This window comes from Haladaptatus paucihalophilus DX253, from assembly GCF_000376445.1.
Lineage (GTDB): Archaea > Halobacteriota > Halobacteria > Halobacteriales > Haladaptataceae > Haladaptatus > Haladaptatus paucihalophilus.
The window spans coordinates 1,986,196-2,012,333 of sequence record NZ_AQXI01000001.1 but is presented as its reverse complement, the minus strand read 5'-3'; the positions used below and the strand labels follow the sequence as shown (position 1 = coordinate 2,012,333).

Genomic DNA, 26,138 nt, shown 5'->3' with positions numbered 1-26,138 from the left:
AGAGCCGTTCGTTTTGCTACCGCGTTTATTAGGACACCGATGCCTCCGTAGCGCCATCTATTTATTGTTATTCTGTCATATGGTCGTATTCGATAACTCGGCCGTACCGAACGCTCCAGCGGTAATTATCTGGAGACGGTAAACTGGGTTGTCGAATGACAACTTCGCGCATGGACCTATAAATCGTGCATTACCACGGTCTTCAGCAATCATTTGCTATAATATTGTATTCTATGTGGTAATATTAAGATTCACTCCTACGAATGGTCTCTTCTTCGGAAGAAATATTGTTTGTACACGAATGTTTATATGACATTGTGGTATTCCATAATCTGCATTGAAGAAAAGGAATTCTGCGAAGAATGTCTGCCGATCTGTCTCCTCTCATAGGGGTCGGATAGCGGAGGAGAAGCTCCTCGCAGAACTTCAACTAATCGCGAATCGGCTTGACGGAACTCCGAGTATGCGGGAAATGGAAATTCACGGAGCGTACTCGCCCAGCACGTACCAGTCCCGATTCGGTTCCTGGAACGACGCAATCTGTCAGGCCGGTCTCACCCCTAACTCCCGTACTCGACCCAAGTATTCGGACGCGGAACTCCTCTCGGATATTCAAACGCTTGCAAATTCGCTAGGTCGGACGCCGACGCGAGAGGATATGCGGGAACGTGGTACGCATTCTCCGTCAACGTATCTCGAACGGTTCGGCTCGTGGCAGACGGCGGTGAAAGAGGCCGGATTGACGCCGCGAACACGGGGTGTGAAAGTCTCCGAAGACGAATTGCTTCGAGCCCTCTCGGAATTGGCGGAATCACTCGATCGAATCCCGACATCGACCGAAATGGCCGAACAAGGTCGGTTTTCTCCATCGACGTACCGACGTCGATTCGGTTCGTGGAACGAAGCGATAGAGAGAGCAGAGCTTTCGGAGACGTTCGACAAGTCCACCCCCCGACGGTTTTCGAATCAGGAAATGCGTGACGAAATCCGGCGGATGGCCGGGGTTCTCGGCCGCTCACCGACATCGACCGAAATGGACGAGCTCGGTGAGTATAGCGCTGCTACCTACCGGCGCCGATTTGGTTCCTGGGTAAATGCTCTCGCCGATGCCGGATTGTGTCAGGACCGTCTCAAACGGAGTGACAGCGCTAGAATCGACGAACGGACGCTTCTGGACGAATTACGCCATCTCGCTACGGAACTGGAACACTCTCCCACCGCCGAAGAAATGTGGAAACGAGGGTCTCACAGCCCGAAGACGTATCTCGATAGATACGGCACTTGGAACGCTGCGCTGGAGGCAGCGGGATTGGAAACCCGTCACTCCCGACGAGATGGAATCGAGAATCGGGAGCTGGTACTCGGATTACGACGGCTCGCGAAGATTCTCAGTCACGTTCCTCAACGAAAGGAAATGGAAGAACAGGGCCCGTTCTCCGGGATGACGTACTACAACCATTTCGGTTCGTGGCAAAACGCCGTCGACGTCGCCGGACTCGACGCCGGTACTGGACGGAACGAGCCGACGATTCGTGCCTACTGTAACGTCTGTTGTCGTGCCCTCTCCCAACCGCTCGCCCGAATCGAGGCGAACGGAAAAATCACCTGCAGTAGCGATTGTGGTGCTATCTGTGGCGAATCGACGATTCGGTTCGACACCGACGTTCTCGGTCGAACGGAATCCCGTGACGACACGTTCAGTCGATTAGCTGCACTGATAGACTCCGACACGATTTCCGTCCCGGACGTGCTATTGTACCTCCGACATTCGATAGATATCGTCCGCTCCGGATTCAATTCGGCTGTACACGGGAACCACTACGTGACTGTAAACGGCGATTTGATCGAAGTCAAATCACAAAACTCATCGAGACGGTTCTTGGTAAAAACCGGTACCGTCGATGAACTCGTAGACCAAATCGAAACAGTGCAGCGACGGTCGATTGCGAGCTTCGACGGGACGAATCCGACGGAAGACGACCACGCGAACTCGACAAACGGATGATATACGCTGTCCGTTCCGCGACCTGGGCGATTTCTACGAGAGTCAGAAAATTTCTGATAGTCCCACACGGATTACCGAACATACCTTTGTAATCCCTGACTGCGAGACTGTCAGATAGATGGTTGATTTCGACGAAGTACAGGGCTACGGCAGGAAGTTCGAGAACCAATTGGCGAAGCTCCGCGAGGCCTCCATTTCCGATGCAGATAGAGCCGCCATCATCGCCTTCATCCAGCACGAGGAAGCGCAGGGAAAGGTGAACACCGGTACGATGGTCAACCACATCAACCGGCTCCGTCTCGCCGCTGAACGGTCTGACATTTCGCTCACTGAGATGCAGGACAAGACCGCCGTCGATGGATTGCTGTTCTCCCTGAAACATGACCACGGACTCGCTGAAGGAACGCTTCGAAACTACCGGAAAGCTCTCCGGAAGTTCTTCCGCTACCGCGACCGAGATTGGGCAGACGACATCAAAATCGGTGTCAGTCCGGAGCGGACCGTTGATCCGAACGACTTGCTCACCGACGAGGAAATCGAGGACCTGCTCGAAGCCGCGAGTCACCCGCGGGACAAGGCGCTCGTCTCGCTCATCGCGGACACCGGCCTCCGAATCGGAGCCATCGCGAGCCTTCGAATTCACGACGTCGACCTGACCAACCGCGCCGGGACGGTCAGCATCAACGAAGAAGCGAACGTGAAAGGTGCCACTGGCACCGTCCCGCTCACTTGGTCGAGGGGCTACGTCGCCAACTGGCTCGACGTCCATCCCCGAAGCGACGAGGAGGAAGCCGCGTTGTTCCACAAGGTTCGGTTCGTCGAGGACGGGGAGGACGGCGCGATGTCCTACCAGTACCTCGGTCGACGTATCAAGTGGATCGCCGACGAAGCCGGAATCGACCGGGACCGGGTGAACACCCACAACTTCCGAAAGACGGCCATCAGCCGATGGATTCGGGAAGGCTTGAACGAGCAGGCCATCAAGCATCGTGCGACGTGGGTCAAGGACTCCTCGCAGTTCGAAGTGTACTCCGGGGTGCGCGACGAGGAGTTGAACGAATCGATCCTCGCACACTACGATCTCGTCGACGAGGACGAAGAATCGTCCCGTCCCAACCTCGAAGCGTGCCCGCAGTGCCGAACGCCGCTCCGTCAGCATTCGCGGTTCTGCCCCGGCTGCGGTGCGCCACTGACGCAAGGCGCGGCGGAAACCGTCACCGACGCCGAGGACGACCTGTTTGGAGACGTGTCTTCGGGCCTCAACCCCGGGAGTCGAGCGACGATCAGGGAGTTGCATACCGCGCTTCAGGACGATCCCGGACTGCGCGACCTCCTGTTGGACTGAACTCGCGCTCATTGCCAGTCCTCCGTGTACGCGCGGAGCAGTTTCTTCGCTATCCAATCCGATCTGAAATCACCGTTTGCTATCACTTCTAGTTCCTCCTGTTTGTCTTGGACGTACTCTTCGAGGGTGTCGTACTGCGCGAGCACTTCCTTCGGGTCGTGGTCGTCGAGCCGCTGCACTCCGTGGCTCATCGGCGGTCCTCCCGTTCCTGCTCGAACTTCCAGTCGTCTATCCGCGTGAAGAACGACGTTGGCGACTGTTCGTCCTCGTCGAGAACCCACGCCAGATGGGTGAGTATCGCGTTCTGGCGTTCGAGAATCCGGTTCTGGTCGCGGATGGCCGTGATAAGATCGTCACTCATCGCCTTCACCTCCCGGCGAGCTGGCCGCGCCGCCGTCCGCCTTCAGGTCGCGTAGACCGGTGGACGGGAAGTGCGCACCGCAGGTCTGGCAGTAGTAGGAATCGGTGCCGCGATAGTATTCGATAGACGAGTGTCCGTTGGGACAGCGATAGCGCCACGGGTCGTCGTTCCATTCGTTTTTTGCCGATTCGGTACTTTTAGCTTGTTTGACGTTCTCCGAAATCATGTCTGTCTCGCGGTGGCTTTCGACCGCTTCGGGTCGAGTCGCGGTGACAGACACGCTCCCGACGTCTCTCCCGTCGGGACGTTTCACGCGCGACTCTAAGGTAATATTTCTGTCAGTGCTGGTATAAGGCTCAGCATGATGCACACTGAAAGTGAAAGTGGTGCTCGGGCGGGCGTTCGTTTCGGCGATACTAACGACGGAACCGTTATACGGCGGTGTTGCGTTGGTTTGCATGGCTTTCGGTCCTAGGAAGCCCAGAACAGACCCGTGGAACAGCACGGGTCTGACTAATCCTTTCAGTACAAATTTTGACTAGTCAGAGTTCTGTTTCGCTTCCTTGCGAGTCTAGAATAGAGCACATAAGATATATCTTTCCTAGCACGACAAGAAGCAGATTCTACTGTCATTACGAGATTCATTGGGGATATCTTCCTATGTTGTCCATATCTCATATGCGCTACTCTGGGGATTGGATGTCTCTTGTTGATGATCGCGTTCTAGAATATATCCGGGAACACGGCTCTGGCTCTCCAAAGAAGATGCAAGAGAAAGGGAAGATACGCTATTCACCTCAGTATGTTGCGGAGCGATGTCGAGTCCTTTCGGAATACGGCCTTCTAACTCATCTAGGGAACGGTGTCTACGTAATTACTGAGAGCGGAGAGCGGTATCTTGATGGAGAACTTGACACACAGGAACTTAAGGAAAGTAAATAAAAGAATAGGATGAAATAATCAAACTATTTATTTGATATCCACTCTATAGCAATCTATGGCCTCCGAAATCAATTTTAAGTATACGACAAACCACCGGATGAAAAATACATATATTGGATGTGATGACCTGATTGGGAAAACAATCGGTAGTGGCACTTGTTCTTTTTGTAAAAATGATGCCACATTTACCCAAATGAGTCCTCGTACTGCAAGCTCAATTTATGGGTATATGATCCCTGTCCGATGTAATGGTTGCGAGTCTATTCTGTCAGTAGATATCTCCGAAAGAAAGATCCTGCCAGTTGGTGGCATCGAAGGCCTTGAGGATTTGCCCGATGAAATCGACGAGTACTATCAAGAAGCTTTGAGGTGTATTTCAGCTGACGCCCCAAGTGGTGCAGTCACTCTATTCAGGAAAACGATTCACGCTCTAGCAATGCACTATGAAATCGCTGATATGAATTCTAATAAATCAATCTATGGTATGGTAAAGAAATTGAATGAAGAAGGGCACATACCTGCAAAACTACGCAGGTCTCTCCTCACGGTGAAAGACATCGGGAACGACGGTGCGCATATCAATGAGAATGAACCAGATCGCGAGCAAGCAGAGGCAATTAAGGGACTAATTGACGCGGTTCTTTCTGCAACCGTTCTTACGGACCAACAAATTGAATTTGCCCGAGAAAAGCATCCAAATCCCCACGCAGAAGACAACTAAATTCCTTCAGAGATAGTAGTTTAACAGCGTTGCCCGAATATAATCCGCTGTCGTATCATCAACTTGCTCATAGGGTGACGTAACAATTGCTTTGTCGCCATAGAATTCGACAGACCGCTCTTCCTGCTCTCCCTTGAGCAGTAAACTTGCCTCGAAGCGTTGCTCCTCCATCCAATCATCAAGCGTGAGATCGTTGTCGAGTGAGCCGATGGCGAGTTGACTGTTCGTGTAGTTCCTAATGTCGAACTCTTGGACTAGTCCTCTTCTTAGGAAATCGGCGAAATTGTTCAAGTCCATTAGTACACCCTTCAGCTCGTGAAATGCGAACTCGAACCGAACACTGATACCGATGCTTTCAAGCTTTGCATCGGAAACCGTGTTAACTTCAGCATCCAGAAGGGAGGCATTATTCTGTATAAGATCCAGCGTTACTTCAAAAGGTTCGTTATCGAGATACTCGACCGTCACCTTGGCTGTGTGATCATCAGTCCAGTTTACTGAGCCAAATTTGGTATTATCTTTGCTGAATCTCTCACAGTGGCTTGGAACTCTCTCTATGGCCTCCTTGGCGTCCTTAATGGATATCTCAGTGCGGGTATATGCAGTGAAGTTGAAGTCTGCTTTAATCGTCTTGAATCGTGTGTACTGAGCTTTGATTTTCTTTTTTATCGTGTTCCATGCTCGGTCGATGACTTTCTCCCCTGCGAGACGGACGAAAATAGCATCGGAGATTTTCTTTCCCGCCCAGAGCAACACCAGAGCTAATGAGAAGTCCGAGACTCCAACTAGTGGTAGGACTGGTATGGGGTTCATCTGATTTTTACCTTAATATCTTGCGTCTACTTATTGGATTTGGCTCAATTTCCACCGAAATTCGAGATTGTTGACTGTGACGTGATGTGTGGGAGAATATAGTCCCTTATCATACTTAGATATGAGCGTAGCGTCATATTCGAATAACTCCTAACAAGACCATCATCAGAGATACTCACCACTTTTTCACTCCCATCTCCTACTTTGGATATCGCCATCATGTGCGCATGAACTGCTCCTCGCCGCTTTTCTTCCTCATATTCTGGTTCGTTCTGGTAGCCACGTCCAGTAATACGCTTCTTGTTGATTGACGGTTGTGGATAGTCTCGGAATGTCGTATCCATCAACTCATCAGCAAGGTGATCCGCTACAGCTTCGATATCTCTTGAGTCTAGTTCTGGAATTGGGTCAATAGAGAGCTCAATTTCATCAAATTCATTGGCAACAACGTCTATAACATGTTGAACAAGATTTCGCCCAGCAATCAGAATCACATAAAAGATATCTGCATCCTCGAAAATTGCAAAATTGACCGTTTCTGTATCTAGAATTAGAACTTGTTGTTCACGAAATATCACGGAACCCGTTTCGTCCAACACAATACTTCCAGTGAGTGCTTCGAATTCAGAGGTCTCTACGTGGCGAACCTCTTCTATAGTCGTGACGATTTTTATATCGCCAGACTCATCGGTGAATACTCTTGGTACTTCCAAGTCCTCCTTGTCCAGATAGTCGTCAGGTGGGTCGAGGTGGATTGTCCTGTTGGTAAGATGCTCTTTGAGAAGGTCAAAGTTTAACTCCTCGCTAGTACTGGCGAGTTGGAAAATTTTCCCAGAATAGGTATCTTTCACAGACAAAGGATTGTCGTGTTCTTCAGCATCGTTTTCAGACATCGTTATAATTGCTTATAAAGTCATAATCCAAAACAGATATAACTAACTAAGTAGGAGATATGTCTTCTCTAAATCGACTGAAATTAGCGATTCATTGGCCACATGGGGTGAAGGCAAGCACAGGAAAACAGCTCTCACTACCAATGAATAAATGAATACACAAAGTCTCTTCTATCTCACGAAGGAATTCGAGAAATGAATCGTCCTCGTCCATCTCAAATAACTAATTTAAAGGGAAATACTCAAGTCCTTATCCTGACATATACAATCAGATGAGCAATCCCGAGGAAGTTATAGAGTCGATTTTCGTCTTAGCTGTCGGCTTGGTCGTGCTTGTTTCCTTATATAAATCCTTCTATGGGGGCGGTCTGGGTGATTTTACACTGCTCGTTGGTGATCTCGCCATACCTTTTGTTGTTGTTTTAATAGGGTTATATTTTGTATTTCGTATTAAGGAGGCAGTGTAGACACTTATGGATAGCACCGAGACAGATATTGCTGAGTCGAAAACTCGGTTGTTCGATGATAGCTCCTTGAGAATCATTCTTGCAATGATAGTCATTGCTACAGTTGTACCACCGATTGGATACAAATATTTGAATTTAGGCGAAGGATACGCAAATATTCTTCTCGGAAGTACACAGACTATGGCTTCTATAATCTTGATCCTAGTAACTTGGAAATATACACAATCAACACGAGAAAGTGTTGACATACTGTATAAGCAGCATAGGCACAAGCAGCAACAAGAACATACAGAGATACTCCGCAAGAGGGTGGAACACTGGCTGGGTGATCGAAATGAGAAAATGGCAAGAGCAGAGCGTATTCCTGATTCTGGAACTCTCCCTCGCGTTACGACGACGTCTATTGAATCAGCGAAAGGTGAGTCATTATACGGGCATGATAGCATATTCAGGGCAGCACCTCGTTTCCTTGAAGAGGACCGTTATTTCCAAGATTTGCTTGACTATCATGCATCAGATCTGAGAGAGCTAAAAGATGAAATAGAGGAAAAACACGAGAAATTTGATACACTTCGTCAACAGTTTGAGGCGGAAATTATAAATGACAAAGTATGTGAAATACTTCCATCAGGTGTTCAACCAGCTCGTAACTTTGGAGAGTGGGCATTTTGCAAAGTACTTGCTATTGAACGGTCTAACAATGATGCATCCTATTATGCAGATATTGCAAAATCTGTTGCAGAGAATAAATACCATATAAATGACCATAAGGACAAAGAAGTCTGGTATTTCTCCGGGGACAATAGCACAGAATTAGTAGTAAAATGGAATCGACCTTCTAACCCGAAAATTGGAAAACCAAATGTGGGACCGTCGTTAGAAAATATTGTTCTAAGTTTGGATGAACATCCATCATATTCTACTGGTAAGGAAGCTGCAACGATAATGGATAGTATAGCCGAGGATTGCAAGGAACTAGAAGAAACCCTGATCGAGTACAGGGGAAGGATGGTATACCCCGGCGACTGTAAATATCTTGAAGAAAGCTCTCTTTCCTAACGACATGGTTTAGTCCAACGCCGGAAACTCCTCTGGATTCGGCTTTTTCACTTCCCACGTCCCCGGCCCGGTTCGCTTTACCAACATTTGCTGCTCGACCGCCTTGCCGTCCTCGTCGATCAACCCATCAGCTCGGAGCTCGCTCTTGTCGATGGTCACTCCGACGCTGGTGCCGCCGATATCGGTCAGTTTTCGAAAGGGCATGGTGTTCTGTTCATCTACTAGACTGACATACCAATTAAATATTCCCTTCAATACCACATGACTATAGTCTGATTCCAATTTTACAGATCAATTTAATAATCCCGTGTCTCCGTCCGTTCGTATGCCAAACCAACACGAGAACCGGAACGACACCAATTCGTTGCTCGAAGTCGCCGACAGGCTACTGACCGGCGCACTCCTCGGCGCCGGGGTCATATTCACCACGCGACTTCTCGACCCTTCGACGCCCTCCAAGTCCACCGTCTACCCCCAACAGGTTGGTGACTTCTCCCTATTCCGCGGTGATTTCTACCACCTCGGATGGACTGACGAGGATACCCTGTTGTGGCACGTTCGCCGCGATGACGACCGGTGGATCGTCCACAGGAAGAACATGGACTACGACGTCGCTCCGCTCGGCTACGCCGACACTGACGTCGGCGGCTGGTCGGAGAACACCATCGAACACATCACGCCAGACAAGCGGACCGCCATTCGGGTCGCCATCACCGGGATGCTCGACGATTCCCGCAACTCGACGTCCAATCCCGGATGGGAGTCCACCGACACCGACGAGGAGGGCGCCCGATGGAACTAAAACGGACATCTGGTCCGGACGGGAGCGGCTTTCTCGCCACTTCGAACCCACCCGGAGACGACCGGTATCGGTACTATCTCGATATCGAACGGCACCCGACGGACGACACGGACGGTCGGCTGCGTGTCACGAAACGCGAGAAAACGGACGAAGACGGCTTCTGGACCGACCTGACTCCGAAGAAGACCGACGACCTCGAAGCCGAGTTCGCGGGGTTGAACTTCGAGGTGGTCGTGTGAACCACGATCTCGAAAACGACCGGCTCGCGGTGCAGCCGACAAACGAGGACGAAAAACGGTTTCTCGTCTTCGCTGGCAAGGTGGTGGAGGACGCTGACGTGGACGCGCTCGTGTTCTGGACGTACGATTGTCCCGAGTATCCCGGCCTCGACGACGAACTGTGGGAACGAGTGTCCGCAGATGACCCGGCCGCACAGGCGCTCGTCATCGACTACGATGGCGTGGTAGCATGACGAAGTGGAACGCCCTCGCCCGGTCGCCGTTCGGGCGGAAAACGCACGTCGCCGCCGCCGAAAACGGCGAGATTCGGGACGTCGCGTGCAACCACCACGCGTTCGACGAAACCGACTGGGAACTTCTCGGACCGACCAATCACGAGAACCACCGCTTGTGCGGTGTCTGCGTCAATTATTTGGCGCAAGTCGCGGGCGTCGAGGCCGTGTCGCGCTTCTCGGTCGCCATCACCGACCCGGAACGGTACGCCGCCGCACTGGGTGTGGACGTGGACGCGCCACCAACTCTAGGGGTCGCCTGATGCCTAACCACAGCATGCCCGTCATCGCCGCTACCAGCGGACTGCTGCTTGCGAGCGTAGGCGCAGTTGCCCTCGGCCGTCGCAACCGTCGTGACGATCAGGAGGAGTACGTTGACATCGAGGTGACGGAACCGTGACCGACCTCGAACTCACGGTTCCGAGCGGCAACCTTCGCGATCTCGCCCGTGCTGAAGACGTCCTGCGAACGGCGGGCGTCTCATTCACCGCCTCGACCGAGACGGAAACCCCGGCGCGTGTTCGTCGACGCTGGCACCTCGGGAAACCGACCCAGAACGTCGAACTGGTCGGTCGAACTGCGCAATCGTGCCAGTTGGAGCAGGTCTATCGGGACCGGAATCTACTGGCACTGACGAGTGCGAGACTCGCGGAGGTGGTTCGTCGACGTGGACACGTCGCGCCACACGCCGGGTGGCGCTCGCCGACCGACGACGACGATCCGGCAGGTGACGACTGGGCGGTCGTCTATCTCCAACTCCCGTCGGGGCAAGCCAGTTGGCACGTCCCGCGAACACTCGCGTCGGAATCCAGTCTCACGCCGGACGTCCGGCCGTGGGACGGGCACGACCGAGAGACGAAGAACGACCGGCTCAGGACCTTCGTCGAGACGGACCTGCTGAAGGCTCGACAGCCCCGTCTTCTTGACTAATTCTCTGACTAACTATCGGCTCTCGTCTGTCGATTTCTCACTTTCACTAATTCCCTTCGTACTGGCCGTTGTATCGTTTTCATGTATGTCTAACTCTGGCTACAATCCATCTGATTTTACCGACGGTCGACGACGGCAGTCGACACTCGACGTCGGTGCCGATGCGAATCAAACCAAACACCGCGAGAGTCGCATCGATACCGGTTCCGAGTTCGTCGATACGCGTACCGATGACGACCCGAGCGTCTCTGCACAAGCCGATATGACCGGGACGGTCCAGTGGCCGTCGCACGCGAAGCGGTGGCTCTCGACGACCGACTCGTCCGGCGATGGTATCTATCTCCGTCTCACCAAGACTGACGCCGACTCACAACGTCCGTACCGACTTGTCTTCGAAGACAAGGACTCGGACGAGAAACACCCGGTCGGGGAAGCGCTCACCGAACAGGCAGGTGAGGCCGTGCTTGAGCGAATCGAAACGGAGCTGTCACCGACCGATTTCCCGACGATCTACGACGACTCTGCTCAGTCGGCGGTTCGGCAGATCGTTCTCGACGTGAACGAAGACGTCACCGATACTGACGGTTTTGACGCGTTCACGGCCGACGGGGACGACGACCGCGATCCCGGCGAACGACCCGGCCCGAATGGTGAGACGGGACATCTTGGCTACGTTTCGGACGATGAGGACGAACCAGTCGACCGGACGGAAGATAGGGTCGAAATCACCTTCGAACGCCTCGACGCGGCGAACGACTGGCGTGATGACCATCCTGACGCCCTCGGCCCGTCCGATACCCGTCGGACGAAGACGGTGACGCTCCGCGCCGACGTGGACGACCGAACCCGCGAATCCGCCGAAGATTCCGCGTTCGTCTCGCAAAACACCGGGAAATCCTACGGCCAGATGACGCTCACGGATGCCGAGCGCGACCGCCTCGACGACAGGTCCGATTGGACGTGGGGAACGAAGGGGTTCCACGCGATGGCGTCGAAGGCCGTCCTCGTCGAGGAAGGCGCGGACAATTGGTTGGACCACTACCATCCCGACCTCGAATCTATCGAACACGCCAGCGTCATCGAGAGCGGCAAGGACGACGCCGCCCGACTCGGCCTCGCCGGTCCCGGTGAGACGGGCGAAATCGATGATTCGGACGTCGATTTGAACGACCTCGCTCGCCAGCACGACAAGGGACTCGGCGAAGCGTGTCAGCAGGCCCGTGACTACTGCGAGGAGGGCGATACGGACGCCTGCCACCATCTTCAGAAGGAATGCGACTATTCCGACGAGGATATCGACGACGTGAGGGAGGCGTTCAACCGGGTCGATGAACCGCACGATTTCGTCCTCGACCCGGGTGTGTACGACCCGATGAATGGTGAGATGGTCGAACACGTCGAAGCCGACGTCCCGAGTCAGCCGTTTGATGAGTGGGCGACCGCCCACGAACCCGATGCGGAGCGACCCAGTGACGAGGAGTTGGCCCAACTCGCACCAACTCCGACCGATGACCCCGCAGCGATGCACGAGCAGTTACCCGGCCCGGCGCTGCGGGCGCTGCGGAAAGCGTGGGGTGGCTATCGGGCAGCGCGCGCGAACGAACGGAACGCCGTCGAGAAGGCCGAACACTACGCCGAGATAATCAATGGCATCCGCGCCGTGAACGGCCAAGACCCGCTGTCGTTTGAGCGACTGGACGGCTGGGCCGGTGGTGATCCGCTCCCCGACGATCCGACCGAGACATTCCCCGGCCCAGACGGTGAGGAAACCATCGAAGAGGCAGTGATGAAAGGACGTATCTCATCGACAGTAGAGTCGCCTCTCAGTTTGCTTGGAGATGTATATGATCCCTCTATCGGAGAAAACAGTTAACACGACAGAGTATCCAAATAATAAATCATATCCATGCAATTAATATTTTCCTACATTTAATGTTGTTACTATTCCATAATTTATAAATGATGGTTGTTCGACATCATAGATATGTCTGAGAAAGACAAAAATAAACCGAACAGAAGAATATTTTTGCAATCAGTTGGTGTTGGTGCCATCGGTACTACCATTGGGACAGGTACTGTTAGCGGCTCCAGTAGTAGCTCAGAAACAACTTCGATTACAGTAGATCAGTACGAATTACTACAGACTGATGAGGTTCAGTCTGTTCTCGCTACGCTTGGTAATCCGTCTATGCAACTTGAGAAGGCGAATGCATCAGCAATTACCTTTGACTCGGGGGAGTCGTTTAAGATGGTTGAAATCCCCACTGACTTTGGGACTCTCTTCATCGGGTCGCAAGGGAGTTCTTACACTGAAGCAACAATTTTACTTAACAACCGTGCTCATCGGGCATTTAACAATCCAAATTCGAAGGCCGGTAATGGAGTTTCGTTCGGATGGAATGGGAATGCGGAAGCTCTTGCTACTAATACCGGTGATGGGGTTTCTTTCGTCCGTGAAGCAAATAAAGGAGAACAACAGCGTCTCGCTCGCATCCTTGATCAGTCCCCCAAAGACATTATTGCACTTCGAAACTCCGAGTATGACGCGTTTCTCGTAACGGAACAAGGGAAAACGAACGGTGCACGTGGACAGGTTAGTGCTGCATCCGAAGATGCAAGCCAATTCTGGGTCGATCTTTCTGAAGAGAAAATCATCGGAGAGCGGACGACCGGTGAGTCTGGAGATGTTTCGACACAGCTCAGTAAAGCAGAATGTCTCATCAGCTTCGGCTCGTGTGCAGCAGATCTTGCGTTCCCCAGCGCATGTAGTTACTGCGGTCTGGTTTGTAAATCAAGTAAACTCACCGGGTGGGCAGGTTATGCAGCCTGTTTCATCTGTATCTCACATATCTGTGGTGGAGAAGCATTCAAGTACTTCATGGATTGTGGAACAGTTGTACAGTGTATCGATAAGTACATCGTAGACGTTCCATTCGTCTAGAGTTCACAGATTACCGAAACAGCAATTATTTGGTCTCTTTTGAACAACAAATAAAACAACGAAAATGGCTATGGATACAAACCGGAAGACCGACTCGGGACGCGTCCACTGGGGAATCGAATTCGATTCATGGAGTGCTCTTCGAGTATTTACGTACGTAAAATTGTTCGGAGTGTATGGCTTCGTAGTATTTGTCCTCTCTAATATTCCACTTTTAGCAGTCGCCCCGTCTTCTGGCCGTCTCATCTCTGAACCGTGGCGTTATGTTGGATTATCTGCCGTTTCGTCGCTTGGAATCGTTGCTATCGCATTGGCGGTCTACAAATACAGCGGTTCGCAATCCTCCGGACGAGTTATTACTGTTATAGGTACTGAAATAAGTATCTCCGAATCTATCGGTATCGTCCCGCTTTCTTTTACAGTACTGCTTGGAGCGTGGGCTGCGGCGGTTCTCGTAGTATTCCTCCCAAGCGGGCTGTTTGGAATGGCAGTCATTCTCGTCCCGGTGGTTATCAAAATGACTGACACGATAGCCTCACTAGTGGTTCCACTCTCCGGGTCCGTAGACACTACGAATAAGATATATCAAGCTGATAGTTCGGAACGATCATACGATCTCTCGATAGCGAACGTAGTCGCTTCAGTTGGGATTGGTGGTGTAACTGTATTTTGTGTTCGTGCTAAAGGCGGCCCCCCACACATCCTAGTTCTGCCGACAGAATTGTATGAGAGTATCTACGAAATTTAAAAAACGAGAGGTGGGAATTCACCAGTTGTTCGTGAAAATCAAAGCTATACGGGAAGAGCTTCGTCCACAATCCCGTCATCCGAGGCGTGATGCGGACGAATTCGCGTGAGATCGTTCGTGTCGACCTGCTTCGACTCACCTGAATTCTTGTTCTCGACGATACATCGTCGCTCCCCCAGATGTTCGAGTTGGTTCGCGTCGAAACTCGTCATGTTCTGGAGCTTCTTGATGTCGTTCTCCTCGATAATCTGGAAGTAAACGCGCTTCTCTGCCTGTGAGATACACGTCTTATGGAGCAACTGCGGGCGCTGGCTGATATGCAGACATTCAACGTGGTGTTTCCGACCGCCGGTGATCATCCGCTCGACCCGCTCGTCCGGGTCGCCGCCGTTCGGCACGACGTTGTGCCCCTCGTCACAGCTGACGAAACACGACCGTTCGAATTCCTTGCCGAGCGCCATCGCCGCCGCCGCACACCGTCCATAGAGTTCTCGACACTCCGCTTTCGTCAGACCATCGGGTACGACGCGGACAGCACCGACTCGGTGAACGATACGAAGGAGGTTGATGCCCCGGTCGAAGCGCTCCTTCGTGACGTACAGCGTCTTGTAAAGCGGGTCGTGGTCCGCGTCGGACAGGCCGGTTTCCTCGTCCTCCAAATCGAAGTGAATCGCGTGGTCGAAGTTGGGGACGACCTGTTCGAGCAGCGTGCCGACGTACCAACTCTTCCCGGTCCCAGAGCGACCGAGCACGACAACACGGGCCATCTACGCCTCCGTGTCGTCGGTTTCGATGTCGATGTTCGTCCAGACCTTCTCCGCCTTGGCCTCGACGAACCGCTGATACTGCTCGTCGGTCAGCGCCTCTCGAAGCACGCGGTCGCGGCGGTTCGCTTCCTCGTTGAACGCTTCGATGAGTCCGGCCCCACCGTCGCTGAGACTTCCGGCGAGGAGTTTGCTGGCCGTCTCCGGGGTCATCCGCTCCATCCCCATGTCGATTCCCTGTGTCGCTGCCAGCGCTCGCATATCGAGGCGTTGGACGTTGAACACGTCGGCGAAGATTTCGGCGACCGAGTAGTCCATGTCGTTGTCTTCGTCCTTCTTTTGGAGCAGCTTTGCGAGTTTTTCGGGGTCGCGGACGAACGACGCGAGCTCGCGGAGCGAGAATCGTTTGCCGAACAAGTTGACAGCCATCAGGCGTCACCTCCCGTCCCGAGCAGGCCACGCACCGCGCTCGTGAGGTTCGAAAATTGTTCGTCGCTGTCGGGGCGCATCCACGCCCCGAACGCCGTACAGACGCACACGGACGCCAAGAGCGCCCACTTCGGGTCGATGTCCTCGCCGGGCGAGAACAGGTATTCGTCAGCAAACGACGAGGCGGCCGACCCGAGACGGAACGCCGCGAACACTTCCGCAAATTCTTGTTCCAACTCCGCTTTCCTCTCCTCATCGTCCAACCCCGTCACCAACAGCCGGGCGTAGCCTTCGTTGACGGCGGTTTCGATGGTTTCGGACTTTTCGCCCGACACCTCCATCGGCGACGACCCGGACGCAGACGTCTGCGTCTCACCCTCGGTGGTCGCCTCATCACCGTCCGCCTCGTCCTGTCCGTCGGTGTCGTCCCCTTCGAAGCCGAAATCCATCGACGACAGATCAACCTCGTCGATGGTCGGGTCTTCCTCGTCGACTTCCTCCTCAGCGGCTTCTTCGACGTCGGCTTCTGATTGGACGTCCACTTCGGGCGAATCGTCCTCGTCGAGGTCGGTCGAGCCATCGATGGTCGGGTCGCCCGGTTCGGGACTCTCGCGGCGGGCGTCCGTGTCGGCGTCAGCGTCCGGCGGGACGGTTTCGACCGGTGTTACCGCCATCAGTCACCACCACCGGTGAGCTTCCCAGCGTCTTGGAGGACGCGCGCCACCGCTTCGTCTTGTTCGTGCGGCTGGCCGTTCTGCGGGATGGTGTCCGCGGGCGTCTGGTTCGTCTCGATGACGGCTTCGTTCGTCATGTCCTGTACCTTCGCAAACTCCTCGTTCTCGGGGGACGGTTTGGGGTTGGTATCGGTCACATCGTCGATGTCGCTCGACGACCGTCGACGATAGAGGAGAACGACGGCGACGATAACGAGGACCGCCATTCCGAGCGTGGCGGCCGAGGGACGCGGCAGCGAGAACCCGGACTGTGGCTCTCTGGGGTCCACGCCGGTCGGAACATCCGCCGGTGTCTCCGTCGTCGTGCCGGACGTCTCTTCCTCCTTGAGGTCCTGTACGGTGTCCGCGTAGTTTTCGGGGGTATCGACATCAGACATGGGCGTCCTCCCGGTCGTCGGCGCTGGCGTCTGCTCCCCAGCGGAAGAGCGCATCACAGTTCGGACAGCGCTCGGGGTAGCCCGTCACCGCTTCCTCACAGTGGTCGCATCGGAAGCGGTTGACCGCCACCGCGCCCGTCTCCGGTTCGGGTGAGTCGTTGCCGTCAGCGGCGTCCGTGTCGTCGTTGGATCGGTTGAGGCGGTCCTGAATCGCCTTGAGTCGGTCGGCGTATTCGTCGTCCGGGTCGTCGTACTCATCGAGCGGGACGAGTGCGGCCGGATCGTCGGGGTCTTCGTCGGCCGGGAGAACGTGCGGGAGCGGATGGGCGTCGAAGTAGTCCTTCGACGTCATCGGGTTCCACGCCTCACAGTCCGGGTTGAGGCATTTCCGCCGGTATTTGTTGCCGGGTACGGTCCCGGTGCCGATGCGTTGGTCGAGCACGACGCCAACCGCCTGTTCTTCACAGTAGCGACAGGCTTCGATGTCGTGGCCGTCCTCGACGAGTCGAGAGAGAGTGTCGAGAGAGTCCATAGTCTAATCAGTCTGGATTGTAGAGAGTCAGTCGAGAGCGACGGAGTGTATCGATATCCGCGCTCACTCGTCTGTTGGGTCCGTTTCCTGATAACTGTGCGGAGGGGGTGGATACTAATTCACCAATTCGACCCCCAATTCGGCCGCCAATCCACTAATTCACCAACTAATTAGACCGAATTTATCACCGGCATCCGTACTGGGGGATGTATCATGTCCGAACTAGCAGTTTTCGACTCGCTGTCGGCACTCGTTGACGGCGACTATCTGATCGCGTTCGCGGAAATTCTACTCGGCGCACTCGTCATGGAGTTCGCCACCGGCTATCTCCGCGAAAAACTCTACGACGTCCAAATGAAGGGCGGAGACGCTATCTACGGCGTGCTCGCGGCGGTAATGGTGCTTCTCGTCCCTGTGCCCGATGGCATGGAAATCCACCAGCGAAACGTCGCGCTCGGCTGTCTCGTCTCGGGCGGCCGTGTCTTCCTCTCCGAAGTGGGGGGTATCTAGATGACGGTCACGCTCGGCAACAACGAGGAAGGCGAAATCAGCATCGACAAGGACAAGAAGTTCGTCACGGCACAGGACGTCCCGGCTGACGACGGCGACACCCCGGCGTTCATCATCGAAGGCCCGGAGAACTACGTCGTCACCGTCCTCGCCGGGACCGTCATCGCACCGGAGTTCCGGGACGCGAACGGCAACAAACTCGACAAGGACACCCGCGTTATCGTCCAGAAGTGCGACAAGAGAGGGAACCGCCTCGGTGGGTTCGTCGTCTTCAACGGCACGCTCGGGAACTTCGACTACGACAAGATGCGCAAAGACCCGGACTTCATGCGCCACACCAAGCAGACGGTGGTCCTCAAGGAGAATCAGCGTCTTCACGTCTTCGTCGAAATTCCATCCGGTGCGGCGGGCTTCTCGGCGGAGAAGTCGCGCCTCACGATTGGGGATGAAACGTCTGACTTCGGCGAACCGGTCGAAATTCTCGCGTGGGACTCGCTCGCGGCCCCCGAACAGCAGGCCGTCAGCGCGATGACGCAGGGGGCGAACTGATGCCCGGAAGTAGCGTCGAACGCACGTCCATCTCCCACACCGGGACGACCTACGGTGCAGAGCACGTCACGCTGGGACAGAACCAGCCGGACAAGATGTCCACGGTCTGTACGTGGGAACACTCCCGGCAGTACGAAGGCACCGAGATGGTTGGTAAGCGCGATGCGACGCGCTTCGTTCCGCGAACCCGGCAGAAGCTCACCGGGACGGCAGCGGACGATACGGTCGTCGTCCTCGACTCGGACATCATGCCGGTCGCTGGCAAGCACGACCTCGACAAGCAGGACTACCCGGCGGTCATCGCAATGAACGCGACCACGGATACGGAGATCGCCATCGACGCCATCGACTACGGCACGAACGAAGTCACGCTGGCCGATGACCCGGCCGATGGGGACGAGGTGTACCTGTACCCGATTCTCGCCGAGGGGAGCGTCCAATTCCGGGCGCGCAACAGCATCGGACAGGTCGAGGGTGCGGTCTACAAGTGGCCGATTCCCATCTATCGGTTCCACGACTTCCCGCAACTGGCGCGCGGGACCGAGATCAACCTGCACGGCTCCGTGACGTTCGAGGAACACGACGAGTTGGAGTTCCGCATCGACTCCCCACACCAACTCTGGTGGGAGGACAACTACTTCCCACTGGGACAGTACATCTCATCGCTCGAACAGCAAGTCGAGTTGACCTACTGATGCCGTAGAGACGGGCACCCGTCTCGATTTCTCACTTTCACTATGACATCTGATTCACCTACGAGAACACAAGCACTGGTTCGCTCGCACCCCGAGTACAACAAACTCGTGCAAGCGATGGAGGGCACGAGTGGTACGGCCGCGACCGACGGGGCGAGGACGACCGCGACGGAGGGCGCACCGACGTCCAGTCCGTCGACGGCCACCTCCACCCCCGGCCTCACGATTGAAAAGAGCGACCTCGACTTCATCGTGAACGTCGTTCAACTGCTCGTCCTGCTGCTCATCCTTGCGAGGGTCGGCCAATGATGCTCGGCCCCCGTCTCGAATCGGGCGGCAGTGGCGGCGGCCCTGTCGTCGAGGACGAGAAGAAAAAGAAGAAAGAGAAGGACAAGGAGCAGAACGACAGCGGCTCGACGCCGACGTTTTCGGATGATCGGCGACGGAACGTCGATGGTTCGGGCGAGTCGTTCGACCATCCGCAAGCCGAAGACTACCGGAGTCGGGCCGGATACGGCCACGGAGCGAAGACGAAGGTCGTCGCTGACTCCGAGTCCCAGAAGGAAAAGAATCGCAACAAGCAGAAGCAGAAAGAGCACGACGCCCACGAAGCCGAACAGAATCGCTCGGGAGCGGGTTACGGCAACGGGGCGAAGACGAAGGTCGTCGCGGATTCCAAGTCCCAGAAGGAGAAGAACCGCGAAAAGAAGAAGAGCGATGGCGTTCTCGCGGGCATCTCGCACGCTATCGACAATCCGGGCGAGACGGCCTCGGACACCGTGAAGGGTGCCCAAGAGACGTGGCACGGCGTGGACGAAGGCACGAAGGAGGTCGTCGATACCACGCTAGACAACGACACCTTCTCGGTACAGGACACGATTCGCGGCAGTGCACAGTACGCCCTCGGCTACGACGACAAACAGCAGTTCGCCCGCGAAGTGTCGAACCTTGCTGGCGTGCTCAAGGACCACACCCAAGGGAAGGTCGCGGCCGGAACGCCGCTCGACAATCCGATTACGAGCGGCGTCGTCGATGCGGGCACCTTCCTCGGCGAGAGTCTGGTCGCTGACCCGGCCAAAACCGTCGTCACGGGGTTGACTGGCCTCGACGTGGACAAGGGGACAGCCGAAGGAGAAGTCGGTGCCGCGGGGCTCGCGGACGTGGCGCTCTCGGTCGTCGGCGAGAAAGCCGCGATGAGTGGCCTGCGCGGTGCGAAGTACATCGCTGGCTCCGACGAAGCCGCCCGTGTCGCGGAGAAAATCGGCCTGAAGTACGGCGACGACGGGGTTCGCGTGCTGGACGATGCAATCAACCTCTCGGAGGACGCGCTGAAGAGCAGCGACGAGGTAGGTGACGTGGCCCGTACCGCCGAGAAGACGGGGCTGAAAAGCAGTGATAACCTCGCTGCGAATGCGGCCGAAAACTCCCGGACGGAATCGCGCCTTGCGAAGGAGATCGAGAACTACAAGAAGACCATCACCGGTGGGAGCGACGAAACCGCTGAAGCGGCGGTGAAGTCCACCGACGACGCCGTGAAAACGGCCGAGAAATCGGCCGACGACATCGCGGAAGCGACCGCGAAGTCCAGCGATGATCTCTCACGCACCGAACGGGTGGTCAAGGGTCTCACGAAAACTCGCGGCCGGAAGGCCGTCACCGCGGCGACCGCGGCCGGTGGGACGGCCGTCCTCGGCGGCACGCTCTACAGCGCTGGCGGCGGGTTCGAAACGTCCGATACCGGAACCGGTGACGGGAGCGGTAGCACGGGGACGGGTGGGAACGGTAACAGCGGGTCCGACGGGTCCGGCACCTCGGATACCGGCGGATCCGGATCTGGCGGTGCGACGTGGGGACAGTTGCGAAAGGCCGAAGTCCTCGAAAGCGGGTGGGTACTCGGCTACCAGCAGGTCTTCTCGGGGTCGCGTCGACGGTGGTTCGTGACGGGTATCATGGAGAAGGGCGGCCCGCTCTTGGCGCTCACCGCGTCCGGGACGTCCACTGAAGTACCGAAAGACGGCGAACGGTATCTCCTGAACGAAGCGCCGTCGTTCGAGACGGAAACGGCCGCCCGGAACGCGAACAAGAAGTGGATGAAAAACCGCGAGTACAACGACGGAATCCCGGACGGCACCAATGGCAACGACGACGCCGACGGGAACGGGAACGGCAACCAGCCCGGCAGTGGAAACTCCCAGTGGGGCGACTGGCATCAGATGCAGCAGGTGATGATGTGGAACATCTGGGGACGCTCGCACGTCGATGGCAAGCAAGTCCAACTGCTCGCCAGCGGCTCGCTCCCGGACCAGACGACGATCTACCTCACGGCCGACGGGATGACCAGCCAGACGCCGGTGCTGTTCGACTCGGCCGACGCGTTGCAGTCCGCGCTCGACGCCTACGCGACGAACGTCCAGAACGGGACGATTTCGAAAGATCAGCAACCGACCGGCTCCGGGCCGAACCGCGAGGAAATCTCGAAGACGGTCCGCGAGTCCCATCAAACCCAGTCGAATTCGAAATCGACGGTCGAGAAACTGATGGGGAAGAAGATCGCGCTGGCGGCGGTCGGCGTCGCGGGTGTCGCGGTTCTCGCGGCCGGTGGCGGTGACGGCGGTGCACCGGGAGGTGTCGCCTGATGGGGAAACTCGAAGTCGCAATGAAACTCTCGGACGAACTCGGCGTTACGGCCGCGAAGGCCATGCGCTACATCGACGACGTGGGGCTGAGCACGGCCGCGAAGTCGCTGGACGAGGCGGCGAAACTCGGAGACGAGGCGGTCGAAATCGGTTGGAAACCCATCGCGGCCGTCGGCTCCGTCGGAGCCATCGGCAGCGGGGCGCTCATCTGGCAGCATCAAGACGTCCAGAAGGCGAAGGCCATCGCAGGCCAGAAACAGGCCGCGAGTGACACGCTCTCGAACATCGTCGATTCGGACCTGCCGCCGTCGCTGAAACAGGAGATGGCGAACCAGTTCCTCAAGACGCAAACCCCCGATTCGAACGACTCGAACGGGGCTTCGGGCGGCCTGTTCGACGACATGCAGACGACAATCGTCGCGCTCGTCGTGCTGGCGTTCGTGCTCAAGTTCACACTGGGGGACGAGTAGATGGGCTTCACCATTCCCGACGTCTTCGACGACATCCTTGCCGAGCTACGCACGATTCGAACCCTTGTCGCCAACGACGTCGGCGCGAGCGACGCGAGCGTCGACGGGACCACGAGCGTTCACTGGTTCTCGACCGGGACCGACCGCAAGCCGCTCGACGACGAGTACACCGAGGAGAAGGGGACGTGGGAACCCATCGAGTTCGGCTTTCGGGCGAAGACGGTGACGGTCCGAACGACCGACGACGTGAATATCTGCCCGGTCGACCCGTCCGGTTCGACGCAGGGGGCGAAGATTCGGCCGGATGAGCAGGAGTCGCCCTACTCGCTGGGTGGCGACAACGGTATCGACACGGAAACGATTTGGATTCAGGCCGCCGCGAGCGCGACGAACACCCCGAAAATCGAGGTGCAGGCGTTCGCCTAACGGCGGCTTTCTCTCTTAGACCTATGACCTTTGACGACGCAATTCAGGCGGATTACGGAACGATGCTGGCCGACGTGCGCGATAAAGTCGGCGGGCAGGCGAACTGGACGATTAAAGACGATTCGAGTGGTGGCGCAGCCCAACTCGCCAAGGGCGACTACTTCGTCCTGACGAGTTCGACCCCGACCGAGGACATCTACATCGGCGTAGAGTCGGACCTCGGCGGACTGGTGCTTCAGCACGGGCCAGCGTGGGACGCCGCGAACGAACAGTGGACGGACCGCTATCAGTTCGACCCGGCACAGACCGGGCAGAACTATCCGACGTACACCACCGACTTCGCGGAAAGTGCGGTCGCCTACCCGAAGACGAATGTCGACGTGGATTTCGCCATGCAGATGGCGGATTCCGGGTCCTACTGGCTGGACTACACTGACGAGAAGGGTTTTCAGCTCTACTGGCAGCGCGAAATCGCCGACGGTGACGACGGCGAGCTCTTCCTCGGTGTCGGTAAGGTGAACCGTGCATGGGATTACACGGCCGCGGACGAACGGGAAGCCGGATGGGCGCTTGGCTTCGGTGATACCAACAACGGGCTCAAAGCCGTCCATATGTCGGCGTCTGGCTGGTTCAACAATAACTCGAACTACAACGGTAACAACCGGTACGAACACCACGTCGGGAACAACGACCAACCCGCTCACGGGCACGTCAATCCCGATGCGGCGTTCGACAACTACCCACTGACGAACTCGGTCGTTTCCTCGCGCCAGTATCGGAACGTCGAGGGCGAAGACACGGTGATCGGCGACTTCGATAATTGGGTCGAGGACCGGTCGGGCAGTTCGACGGGACACAAGGACGAGGTGCAGGACGCGGGCGGTGCGGGCGTCTATACCGTCCTGAAACGGCATAGCAACCTCTCTATCGCCTTACGGATGGACTGACCCCGCTCTGTGTTCCATCTATGACGGCACCACCAGCAGACGGTGCGGTGATCAGTGGGAATACGCTGAGTGACGACTTCGATGATGGGAATCTCGATGGCTGGACGACTGATAGCGCTGAGAAGGGAAGCGTCACCAACCCCGGTACCGAAATGCGGGTTCATGATTACAAATGTCACTGGGCGAAAGCCCGGCGTAATCTTGGCAACCAGCGCGGTCAGGTGACGTTCTCATTTGATTGGCGTACTGAAACCGATTACTGGTACGAAAGGCCGAGATTTGCGGTTTACGTCGATGATGTTGAAACCTACCTTTATGAGATTCCGAGAGGGAAAGCTACGACGAAAAGCGGATCGACCACGAAGTCGCTTGATGTCTCCGGGACGGTCGAAGTCGAATTTCGGGTGGACCCATCTGGTCCGTGCGGGTCTGGCGACCACGGTAAAACAGACCTCTTCATCGACAATTTCACCTTCTCGTGGCCGGTCGTTGACGACTCAATCGGACCGTATCAGCAGGCCCGAACAGTCGGTACACCGCACGCCTACGCGACGACCACTACCGCTACACACACCGACCAACCAACGATCAGTTCGCCGAACGTCGAAGCAACAACGACACCGGACCGGTACACTTCAGCGAAGCTCACAAGCAAACCAAGCAGTGAAGCAACGGCAACTTCGGAGCAGCAGATCGGTAATCCAATTAGGGATGTCGTATCCGTCCTCGATCTCGTGCGCTTAATGCCGATTGCCTCTGTAGACAGCAAGCCACGTACCCTTGGTGTGCACCAACAGCAGGTCTTCAACGGCGCTATCGAACACAACGACGCGGCCCGTCGGGAGGCGTTCGACATCGAGCGCACCGTTTTCCCCGGTTCGGCCCGTCGCGTTCCGTCCTCACCGGACATCCGTCTGAGGAAGTTCGAGACGGTCACGACGGGGGCACATCGCCAAACGACGCTTCCCGCGTCTCTTGTCGAACTAGCCCGCCTCACGACTGGAACACACATGGCGGCTCACCTCTCTCCCAAGATCGGGGCGCTGGTCGCAATGGATGCACGCTATCCACTCAGCCGGACCGACATCACGACTGCCGCGTTCGAGCCGATGGATTCGACGTATCTCGCGGCGCTCGAACAGCCAGTTTCGACCGCGGTATCGACCTTGACGAACGACACCTATCGATCCGTGGCTCCAGTGGTCGAGTTGTTCGCACCGTACTGGCCGATAGGAAACAGTGTGTACTCCCTGACGACGCCGGACAGTACGACGATGACCGCAACGGACGTTGGGAAGACGATGACGGGAGCAAAAGCACAGGCGGCCGTCGACGGCCGTCCGACGAAGCGGGCGACAGTCCGGCGGTTGCGAGAGGCTGGCGTGCCCCCGCTGGCGCTCGTGCTCGACGCGCGGACGCCATACCCGATGGTGCTGGTCGCGGCCGACATCTTCGGCGAGGAGAGCGGTGGGACGACGCTTCGGCCACACGATGCAGGACTGGGCGGTTTGGATACGACTGAGGACGTAATCTTCGGCAGTAGAACAAACGGTTTCTCGATGCAATGACTTCTGACTCTCCCAACTCGGAACGGAGCGGTACTGAATCGACGATGATCAACCCCGGAATCCCCTCGAACACGCAACTCGCCGAACGGATGGCGCGGGTCGAGGAGAAACTAGACCACACAACCGACGTCCTCGAACGTATCGACACGTCGTTAAACGAAGAGATGGACGATATCGAGTCCCGGGTCGAGGAGATCGAGCCGTGGTCGATACGTTTTCGTTTCCTCTATCGTGGCGGGAAATGGGTGGTGGGGCTACTCGCGGGGAGTAGTGCTGTTGGGAAAGTCTTAGGTTTGTTCTAGCCCCTATTAATTCTGTTACAGAAACTAGTTGGCATGAATTCATCATTCTGTCCTTTTATCCAAAATTGTAGGAGGATGTTGTTCGATATTCCATAATCATAATTTATTTAATATAAATATTATATAAACATAATTATTTAGTAAATTGGAACTTATAGATTAGAGTGTATTTTTAGAGTACATGGTCGAGATTAACGATGTAGATGCGTTTATGTTCATTGAGTAGCTATTGGCATAGTAATGCCCTTCCAGCGCCGAAATTTCATGAAAACTCTTCTGCCTTTTGGAGCTACTTTTATACTTACTGGATGCTCTCAGACTACACCTAACAACGGGGTCCGTCTAACTCGTATAAGACTAGTAAGCCTAAAAGAATTTGATAACACGGATGTTAGATTGACACTGAAATATGATGGGGATGAGATCATAAATAAAGTATATACCGTAAAGCATGAAGACGGCGTAAAAGCTCAACCAACGGTAATTACAGACCTACCTAAGAAACCAGGTGATTATGAACTCACTATAGAAAATGTAGAGAACGGCAATAAATCTGCAGTAAATGTTGGAAAACTATCTCCTACGAAGTGCTCCTATGTTGATGTTCTCATTCATGACTCCAATGAAACCAGTATTTATGTTGAGAAATGTGGTGAGTGAA

At 55.6% G+C, this 26,138-nt stretch carries 37 protein-coding genes; 26 read left to right on the top strand and 11 right to left on the bottom strand.

The window, feature by feature from the left end; translation table 11 throughout:
* Positions 1-337: 337 nt before the first annotated feature.
* Entirely contained in the window at positions 338-2,005 is a 1,668-nt protein-coding gene (locus tag B208_RS0111300) for a homing endonuclease associated repeat-containing protein (RefSeq protein WP_268741694.1), read from the top strand.
* Between the two features lie 118 nt (positions 2,006-2,123).
* Entirely contained in the window at positions 2,124-3,350 is a 1,227-nt protein-coding gene (locus B208_RS0111295; RefSeq protein WP_007982511.1) for a site-specific integrase, read from the top strand.
* Between the two features lie 8 nt (positions 3,351-3,358).
* Here B208_RS0111295 and B208_RS0111290 read toward each other — a convergent pair whose 3' ends face one another.
* The 3 genes from B208_RS0111290 to B208_RS0111280 are packed head-to-tail and all read right to left on the bottom strand — an operon-like array spanning position 3,359 to position 4,024.
* Entirely contained in the window at positions 3,359-3,541 is a 183-nt protein-coding gene (locus B208_RS0111290; protein ID WP_007982512.1) for a hypothetical protein, read from the bottom strand.
* Positions 3,538-3,711, bottom strand: a complete 174-nt coding sequence (locus tag B208_RS24365; protein WP_007982514.1) for a hypothetical protein — start codon at positions 3,709-3,711, stop codon at positions 3,538-3,540. Before B208_RS24365 ends, B208_RS0111290 begins: the two co-directional genes overlap by 4 nt.
* The gene (locus tag B208_RS0111280) at positions 3,704-4,024 is read right to left on the bottom strand and encodes a hypothetical protein (protein ID WP_232423780.1); all 321 of its coding nucleotides are present in this window, start codon (positions 4,022-4,024) and stop codon (positions 3,704-3,706) included. The genes B208_RS24365 and B208_RS0111280 overlap by 8 nt, the downstream gene beginning before the upstream one ends.
* A 365-nt stretch (positions 4,025-4,389) precedes the next feature.
* Here B208_RS0111280 and B208_RS25035 point away from each other — a divergent pair, with 365 nt between their 5' ends.
* Both B208_RS25035 and B208_RS24705 read left to right on the top strand, forming a co-directional pair.
* A complete protein-coding gene (locus B208_RS25035; protein ID WP_073096835.1) occupies positions 4,390-4,653 on the top strand; it encodes a winged helix-turn-helix domain-containing protein in 264 nt (87 codons plus the stop codon).
* Positions 4,654-4,708: 55 nt separating this feature from the next.
* On the top strand, positions 4,709-5,374 hold the full coding sequence (locus B208_RS24705; protein WP_232423779.1) for a DUF4145 domain-containing protein: 666 nt from the start codon (positions 4,709-4,711) through the stop codon (positions 5,372-5,374).
* 6 nt (positions 5,375-5,380) lie between these two features.
* Here B208_RS24705 and B208_RS0111270 read toward each other — a convergent pair whose 3' ends face one another.
* Together B208_RS0111270 and B208_RS0111265 are read right to left on the bottom strand one after the other, a co-directional pair.
* Complete coding sequence (locus tag B208_RS0111270; protein WP_232423778.1) at positions 5,381-6,187, bottom strand: hypothetical protein; 807 nt, start codon at positions 6,185-6,187, stop codon at positions 5,381-5,383.
* A 44-nt stretch (positions 6,188-6,231) separates the two neighbouring features.
* Positions 6,232-7,080, bottom strand: a complete 849-nt coding sequence (locus B208_RS0111265) for a hypothetical protein (RefSeq protein ID WP_007982522.1) — start codon at positions 7,078-7,080, stop codon at positions 6,232-6,234.
* A 272-nt stretch (positions 7,081-7,352) separates the two neighbouring features.
* On the opposite strand from B208_RS0111265, the gene B208_RS23860 reads away from it, so the two are divergent.
* Entirely contained in the window at positions 7,353-7,547 is a 195-nt protein-coding gene (locus tag B208_RS23860; protein ID WP_007982523.1) for a hypothetical protein, read from the top strand.
* 6 nt (positions 7,548-7,553) lie between these two features.
* Complete coding sequence (locus B208_RS24360; protein WP_171970549.1) at positions 7,554-8,606, top strand: hypothetical protein; 1,053 nt, start codon at positions 7,554-7,556, stop codon at positions 8,604-8,606.
* A 9-nt stretch (positions 8,607-8,615) separates the two neighbouring features.
* Here B208_RS24360 and B208_RS0111245 read toward each other — a convergent pair whose 3' ends face one another.
* A complete protein-coding gene (locus tag B208_RS0111245; RefSeq protein ID WP_026177813.1) occupies positions 8,616-8,810 on the bottom strand; it encodes a hypothetical protein in 195 nt (64 codons plus the stop codon).
* Positions 8,811-8,931: 121 nt separating this feature from the next.
* Between B208_RS0111245 and B208_RS0111240 the strand changes: the two genes are divergently transcribed.
* The 9 genes from B208_RS0111240 (at position 8,932) to B208_RS23855 (ending at position 14,538) form a co-directional block, all read left to right on the top strand.
* On the top strand, positions 8,932-9,408 hold the full coding sequence (locus B208_RS0111240) for a hypothetical protein (RefSeq protein WP_007982531.1): 477 nt from the start codon (positions 8,932-8,934) through the stop codon (positions 9,406-9,408).
* A complete protein-coding gene (locus tag B208_RS0111235) occupies positions 9,399-9,647 on the top strand; it encodes a hypothetical protein (protein WP_007982533.1) in 249 nt (82 codons plus the stop codon). Before B208_RS0111240 ends, B208_RS0111235 begins: the two co-directional genes overlap by 10 nt.
* Positions 9,644-9,880 carry a hypothetical protein gene (locus B208_RS0111230; protein WP_007982535.1) on the top strand — a complete coding sequence of 79 codons (237 nt, stop codon included), beginning with the start codon at positions 9,644-9,646 and terminating at the stop codon, positions 9,878-9,880. The genes B208_RS0111235 and B208_RS0111230 overlap by 4 nt, the downstream gene beginning before the upstream one ends.
* Positions 9,877-10,182, top strand: coding sequence for a hypothetical protein (locus tag B208_RS0111225; RefSeq protein ID WP_007982536.1), 306 nt, complete (start codon positions 9,877-9,879; stop codon positions 10,180-10,182). Before B208_RS0111230 ends, B208_RS0111225 begins: the two co-directional genes overlap by 4 nt.
* On the top strand, positions 10,182-10,319 hold the full coding sequence (locus B208_RS24355) for a hypothetical protein (protein ID WP_007982537.1): 138 nt from the start codon (positions 10,182-10,184) through the stop codon (positions 10,317-10,319). Before B208_RS0111225 ends, B208_RS24355 begins: the two co-directional genes overlap by 1 nt.
* Positions 10,316-10,849 (top strand): WDGH domain-containing protein, encoded by a 534-nt coding sequence (locus tag B208_RS0111215; protein WP_018128874.1) that lies wholly within the window; start codon positions 10,316-10,318, stop codon positions 10,847-10,849. Before B208_RS24355 ends, B208_RS0111215 begins: the two co-directional genes overlap by 4 nt.
* Positions 10,850-10,934: 85 nt before the next feature.
* Positions 10,935-12,722, top strand: a complete 1,788-nt coding sequence (locus B208_RS0111210) for a hypothetical protein (protein WP_018128868.1) — start codon at positions 10,935-10,937, stop codon at positions 12,720-12,722.
* 111 nt (positions 12,723-12,833) lie between these two features.
* Positions 12,834-13,790: a hypothetical protein gene (locus B208_RS24350; RefSeq protein WP_171970548.1), complete on the top strand. Its 957-nt coding sequence runs from the start codon at positions 12,834-12,836 to the stop codon at positions 13,788-13,790.
* 64 nt (positions 13,791-13,854) lie between these two features.
* Positions 13,855-14,538, top strand: a complete 684-nt coding sequence (locus B208_RS23855; protein ID WP_139025538.1) for a hypothetical protein — start codon at positions 13,855-13,857, stop codon at positions 14,536-14,538.
* Positions 14,539-14,582: 44 nt separating this feature from the next.
* Here B208_RS23855 and B208_RS0111200 read toward each other — a convergent pair whose 3' ends face one another.
* Genes B208_RS0111200 through B208_RS0111180 form a run of 5 tightly spaced genes read right to left on the bottom strand, consistent with a single transcriptional unit; the run spans position 14,583 to position 17,374 of the window.
* A complete protein-coding gene (locus tag B208_RS0111200) occupies positions 14,583-15,305 on the bottom strand; it encodes a hypothetical protein (RefSeq protein ID WP_007982541.1) in 723 nt (240 codons plus the stop codon).
* The gene (locus B208_RS0111195; RefSeq protein ID WP_007982542.1) at positions 15,306-15,731 is read right to left on the bottom strand and encodes a hypothetical protein; all 426 of its coding nucleotides are present in this window, start codon (positions 15,729-15,731) and stop codon (positions 15,306-15,308) included.
* A complete protein-coding gene (locus tag B208_RS0111190) occupies positions 15,731-16,405 on the bottom strand; it encodes a hypothetical protein (protein ID WP_007982543.1) in 675 nt (224 codons plus the stop codon). Before B208_RS0111190 ends, B208_RS0111195 begins: the two co-directional genes overlap by 1 nt.
* Positions 16,405-16,842, bottom strand: a complete 438-nt coding sequence (locus B208_RS0111185; protein WP_007982545.1) for a hypothetical protein — start codon at positions 16,840-16,842, stop codon at positions 16,405-16,407. Before B208_RS0111185 ends, B208_RS0111190 begins: the two co-directional genes overlap by 1 nt.
* On the bottom strand, positions 16,835-17,374 hold the full coding sequence (locus B208_RS0111180; RefSeq protein WP_018128873.1) for a hypothetical protein: 540 nt from the start codon (positions 17,372-17,374) through the stop codon (positions 16,835-16,837). The genes B208_RS0111185 and B208_RS0111180 overlap by 8 nt, the downstream gene beginning before the upstream one ends.
* 213 nt (positions 17,375-17,587) lie before the next feature.
* Between B208_RS0111180 and B208_RS0111175 the strand changes: the two genes are divergently transcribed.
* The 11 genes from B208_RS0111175 (at position 17,588) to B208_RS23850 (ending at position 26,137) form a co-directional block, all read left to right on the top strand.
* A complete protein-coding gene (locus B208_RS0111175) occupies positions 17,588-17,884 on the top strand; it encodes a hypothetical protein (protein WP_007982550.1) in 297 nt (98 codons plus the stop codon).
* Positions 17,885-18,433, top strand: a complete 549-nt coding sequence (locus B208_RS0111170) for a hypothetical protein (RefSeq protein ID WP_007982552.1) — start codon at positions 17,885-17,887, stop codon at positions 18,431-18,433.
* Entirely contained in the window at positions 18,433-19,128 is a 696-nt protein-coding gene (locus tag B208_RS0111165; protein WP_018128872.1) for a hypothetical protein, read from the top strand. Before B208_RS0111170 ends, B208_RS0111165 begins: the two co-directional genes overlap by 1 nt.
* 42 nt (positions 19,129-19,170) lie before the next feature.
* Positions 19,171-19,437, top strand: coding sequence for a hypothetical protein (locus B208_RS0111160; RefSeq protein WP_232423777.1), 267 nt, complete (start codon positions 19,171-19,173; stop codon positions 19,435-19,437).
* Positions 19,434-21,764 carry a hypothetical protein gene (locus B208_RS0111155; RefSeq protein WP_232423776.1) on the top strand — a complete coding sequence of 777 codons (2,331 nt, stop codon included), beginning with the start codon at positions 19,434-19,436 and terminating at the stop codon, positions 21,762-21,764. Before B208_RS0111160 ends, B208_RS0111155 begins: the two co-directional genes overlap by 4 nt.
* Positions 21,764-22,234, top strand: a complete 471-nt coding sequence (locus tag B208_RS0111150; RefSeq protein ID WP_007982561.1) for a hypothetical protein — start codon at positions 21,764-21,766, stop codon at positions 22,232-22,234. Before B208_RS0111155 ends, B208_RS0111150 begins: the two co-directional genes overlap by 1 nt.
* Positions 22,235-22,660 (top strand): hypothetical protein, encoded by a 426-nt coding sequence (locus B208_RS0111145; RefSeq protein ID WP_007982563.1) that lies wholly within the window; start codon positions 22,235-22,237, stop codon positions 22,658-22,660.
* A 23-nt stretch (positions 22,661-22,683) separates the two neighbouring features.
* Positions 22,684-23,607 carry a hypothetical protein gene (locus B208_RS0111140; protein ID WP_007982564.1) on the top strand — a complete coding sequence of 308 codons (924 nt, stop codon included), beginning with the start codon at positions 22,684-22,686 and terminating at the stop codon, positions 23,605-23,607.
* 785 nt (positions 23,608-24,392) lie between these two features.
* Positions 24,393-25,175 carry a hypothetical protein gene (locus B208_RS24700; protein WP_232423775.1) on the top strand — a complete coding sequence of 261 codons (783 nt, stop codon included), beginning with the start codon at positions 24,393-24,395 and terminating at the stop codon, positions 25,173-25,175.
* A gap of 44 nt (positions 25,176-25,219) precedes the next feature.
* Entirely contained in the window at positions 25,220-25,477 is a 258-nt protein-coding gene (locus B208_RS0111130; RefSeq protein WP_007982567.1) for a hypothetical protein, read from the top strand.
* Between the two features lie 240 nt (positions 25,478-25,717).
* Complete coding sequence (locus B208_RS23850; protein WP_139025539.1) at positions 25,718-26,137, top strand: hypothetical protein; 420 nt, start codon at positions 25,718-25,720, stop codon at positions 26,135-26,137.
* The last annotated feature ends 1 nt before the right edge of the window (position 26,138 follow it).

What these genes read in the sequence shown, in the direction of transcription:
- B208_RS24355 (WP_007982537.1), top strand. Translation starts at nt 10,182, where the DNA reads ATGCCTAACCACAGCATGCCCGTCATCGCCGCTACCAGCGGACTGCTG.
- B208_RS0111225 (WP_007982536.1), top strand. Translation starts at nt 9,877, where the DNA reads ATGACGAAGTGGAACGCCCTCGCCCGGTCGCCGTTCGGGCGGAAAACG.
- B208_RS0111155 (WP_232423776.1), top strand. Translation starts at nt 19,434, where the DNA reads ATGATGCTCGGCCCCCGTCTCGAATCGGGCGGCAGTGGCGGCGGCCCT.
- B208_RS0111145 (WP_007982563.1), top strand. Translation starts at nt 22,235, where the DNA reads ATGGGCTTCACCATTCCCGACGTCTTCGACGACATCCTTGCCGAGCTA.
- B208_RS23855 (WP_139025538.1), top strand. Translation starts at nt 13,855, where the DNA reads ATGGCTATGGATACAAACCGGAAGACCGACTCGGGACGCGTCCACTGG.
- B208_RS24705 (WP_232423779.1), top strand. Translation starts at nt 4,709, where the DNA reads ATGGCCTCCGAAATCAATTTTAAGTATACGACAAACCACCGGATGAAA.
- B208_RS0111210 (WP_018128868.1), top strand. Translation starts at nt 10,935, where the DNA reads ATGTCTAACTCTGGCTACAATCCATCTGATTTTACCGACGGTCGACGA.
- B208_RS0111185 (WP_007982545.1), bottom strand. Translation starts at nt 16,842, where the DNA reads ATGTCTGATGTCGATACCCCCGAAAACTACGCGGACACCGTACAGGAC.
- B208_RS24350 (WP_171970548.1), top strand. Translation starts at nt 12,834, where the DNA reads ATGTCTGAGAAAGACAAAAATAAACCGAACAGAAGAATATTTTTGCAA.
- B208_RS0111180 (WP_018128873.1), bottom strand. Translation starts at nt 17,374, where the DNA reads ATGGACTCTCTCGACACTCTCTCTCGACTCGTCGAGGACGGCCACGAC.
- B208_RS24360 (WP_171970549.1), top strand. Translation starts at nt 7,554, where the DNA reads ATGGATAGCACCGAGACAGATATTGCTGAGTCGAAAACTCGGTTGTTC.
- B208_RS0111170 (WP_007982552.1), top strand. Translation starts at nt 17,885, where the DNA reads ATGACGGTCACGCTCGGCAACAACGAGGAAGGCGAAATCAGCATCGAC.
- B208_RS23860 (WP_007982523.1), top strand. Translation starts at nt 7,353, where the DNA reads ATGAGCAATCCCGAGGAAGTTATAGAGTCGATTTTCGTCTTAGCTGTC.
- B208_RS0111270 (WP_232423778.1), bottom strand. Translation starts at nt 6,187, where the DNA reads ATGAACCCCATACCAGTCCTACCACTAGTTGGAGTCTCGGACTTCTCA.
- B208_RS0111265 (WP_007982522.1), bottom strand. Translation starts at nt 7,080, where the DNA reads ATGTCTGAAAACGATGCTGAAGAACACGACAATCCTTTGTCTGTGAAA.
- B208_RS0111130 (WP_007982567.1), top strand. Translation starts at nt 25,220, where the DNA reads ATGATCAACCCCGGAATCCCCTCGAACACGCAACTCGCCGAACGGATG.
- B208_RS25035 (WP_073096835.1), top strand. Translation starts at nt 4,390, where the DNA reads ATGCGCTACTCTGGGGATTGGATGTCTCTTGTTGATGATCGCGTTCTA.
- B208_RS0111200 (WP_007982541.1), bottom strand. Translation starts at nt 15,305, where the DNA reads ATGGCCCGTGTTGTCGTGCTCGGTCGCTCTGGGACCGGGAAGAGTTGG.
- B208_RS24365 (WP_007982514.1), bottom strand. Translation starts at nt 3,711, where the DNA reads ATGAGTGACGATCTTATCACGGCCATCCGCGACCAGAACCGGATTCTC.
- B208_RS0111290 (WP_007982512.1), bottom strand. Translation starts at nt 3,541, where the DNA reads ATGAGCCACGGAGTGCAGCGGCTCGACGACCACGACCCGAAGGAAGTG.
- B208_RS0111240 (WP_007982531.1), top strand. Translation starts at nt 8,932, where the DNA reads ATGCCAAACCAACACGAGAACCGGAACGACACCAATTCGTTGCTCGAA.
- B208_RS0111175 (WP_007982550.1), top strand. Translation starts at nt 17,588, where the DNA reads ATGTCCGAACTAGCAGTTTTCGACTCGCTGTCGGCACTCGTTGACGGC.
- B208_RS0111150 (WP_007982561.1), top strand. Translation starts at nt 21,764, where the DNA reads ATGGGGAAACTCGAAGTCGCAATGAAACTCTCGGACGAACTCGGCGTT.
- B208_RS23850 (WP_139025539.1), top strand. Translation starts at nt 25,718, where the DNA reads ATGCCCTTCCAGCGCCGAAATTTCATGAAAACTCTTCTGCCTTTTGGA.
- B208_RS0111295 (WP_007982511.1), top strand. Translation starts at nt 2,124, where the DNA reads ATGGTTGATTTCGACGAAGTACAGGGCTACGGCAGGAAGTTCGAGAAC.
- B208_RS0111140 (WP_007982564.1), top strand. Translation starts at nt 22,684, where the DNA reads ATGACCTTTGACGACGCAATTCAGGCGGATTACGGAACGATGCTGGCC.
- B208_RS0111160 (WP_232423777.1), top strand. Translation starts at nt 19,171, where the DNA reads ATGACATCTGATTCACCTACGAGAACACAAGCACTGGTTCGCTCGCAC.
- B208_RS0111165 (WP_018128872.1), top strand. Translation starts at nt 18,433, where the DNA reads ATGCCCGGAAGTAGCGTCGAACGCACGTCCATCTCCCACACCGGGACG.
- B208_RS0111195 (WP_007982542.1), bottom strand. Translation starts at nt 15,731, where the DNA reads ATGGCTGTCAACTTGTTCGGCAAACGATTCTCGCTCCGCGAGCTCGCG.
- B208_RS0111190 (WP_007982543.1), bottom strand. Translation starts at nt 16,405, where the DNA reads ATGGCGGTAACACCGGTCGAAACCGTCCCGCCGGACGCTGACGCCGAC.
- B208_RS0111245 (WP_026177813.1), bottom strand. Translation starts at nt 8,810, where the DNA reads ATGCCCTTTCGAAAACTGACCGATATCGGCGGCACCAGCGTCGGAGTG.
- B208_RS0111235 (WP_007982533.1), top strand. Translation starts at nt 9,399, where the DNA reads ATGGAACTAAAACGGACATCTGGTCCGGACGGGAGCGGCTTTCTCGCC.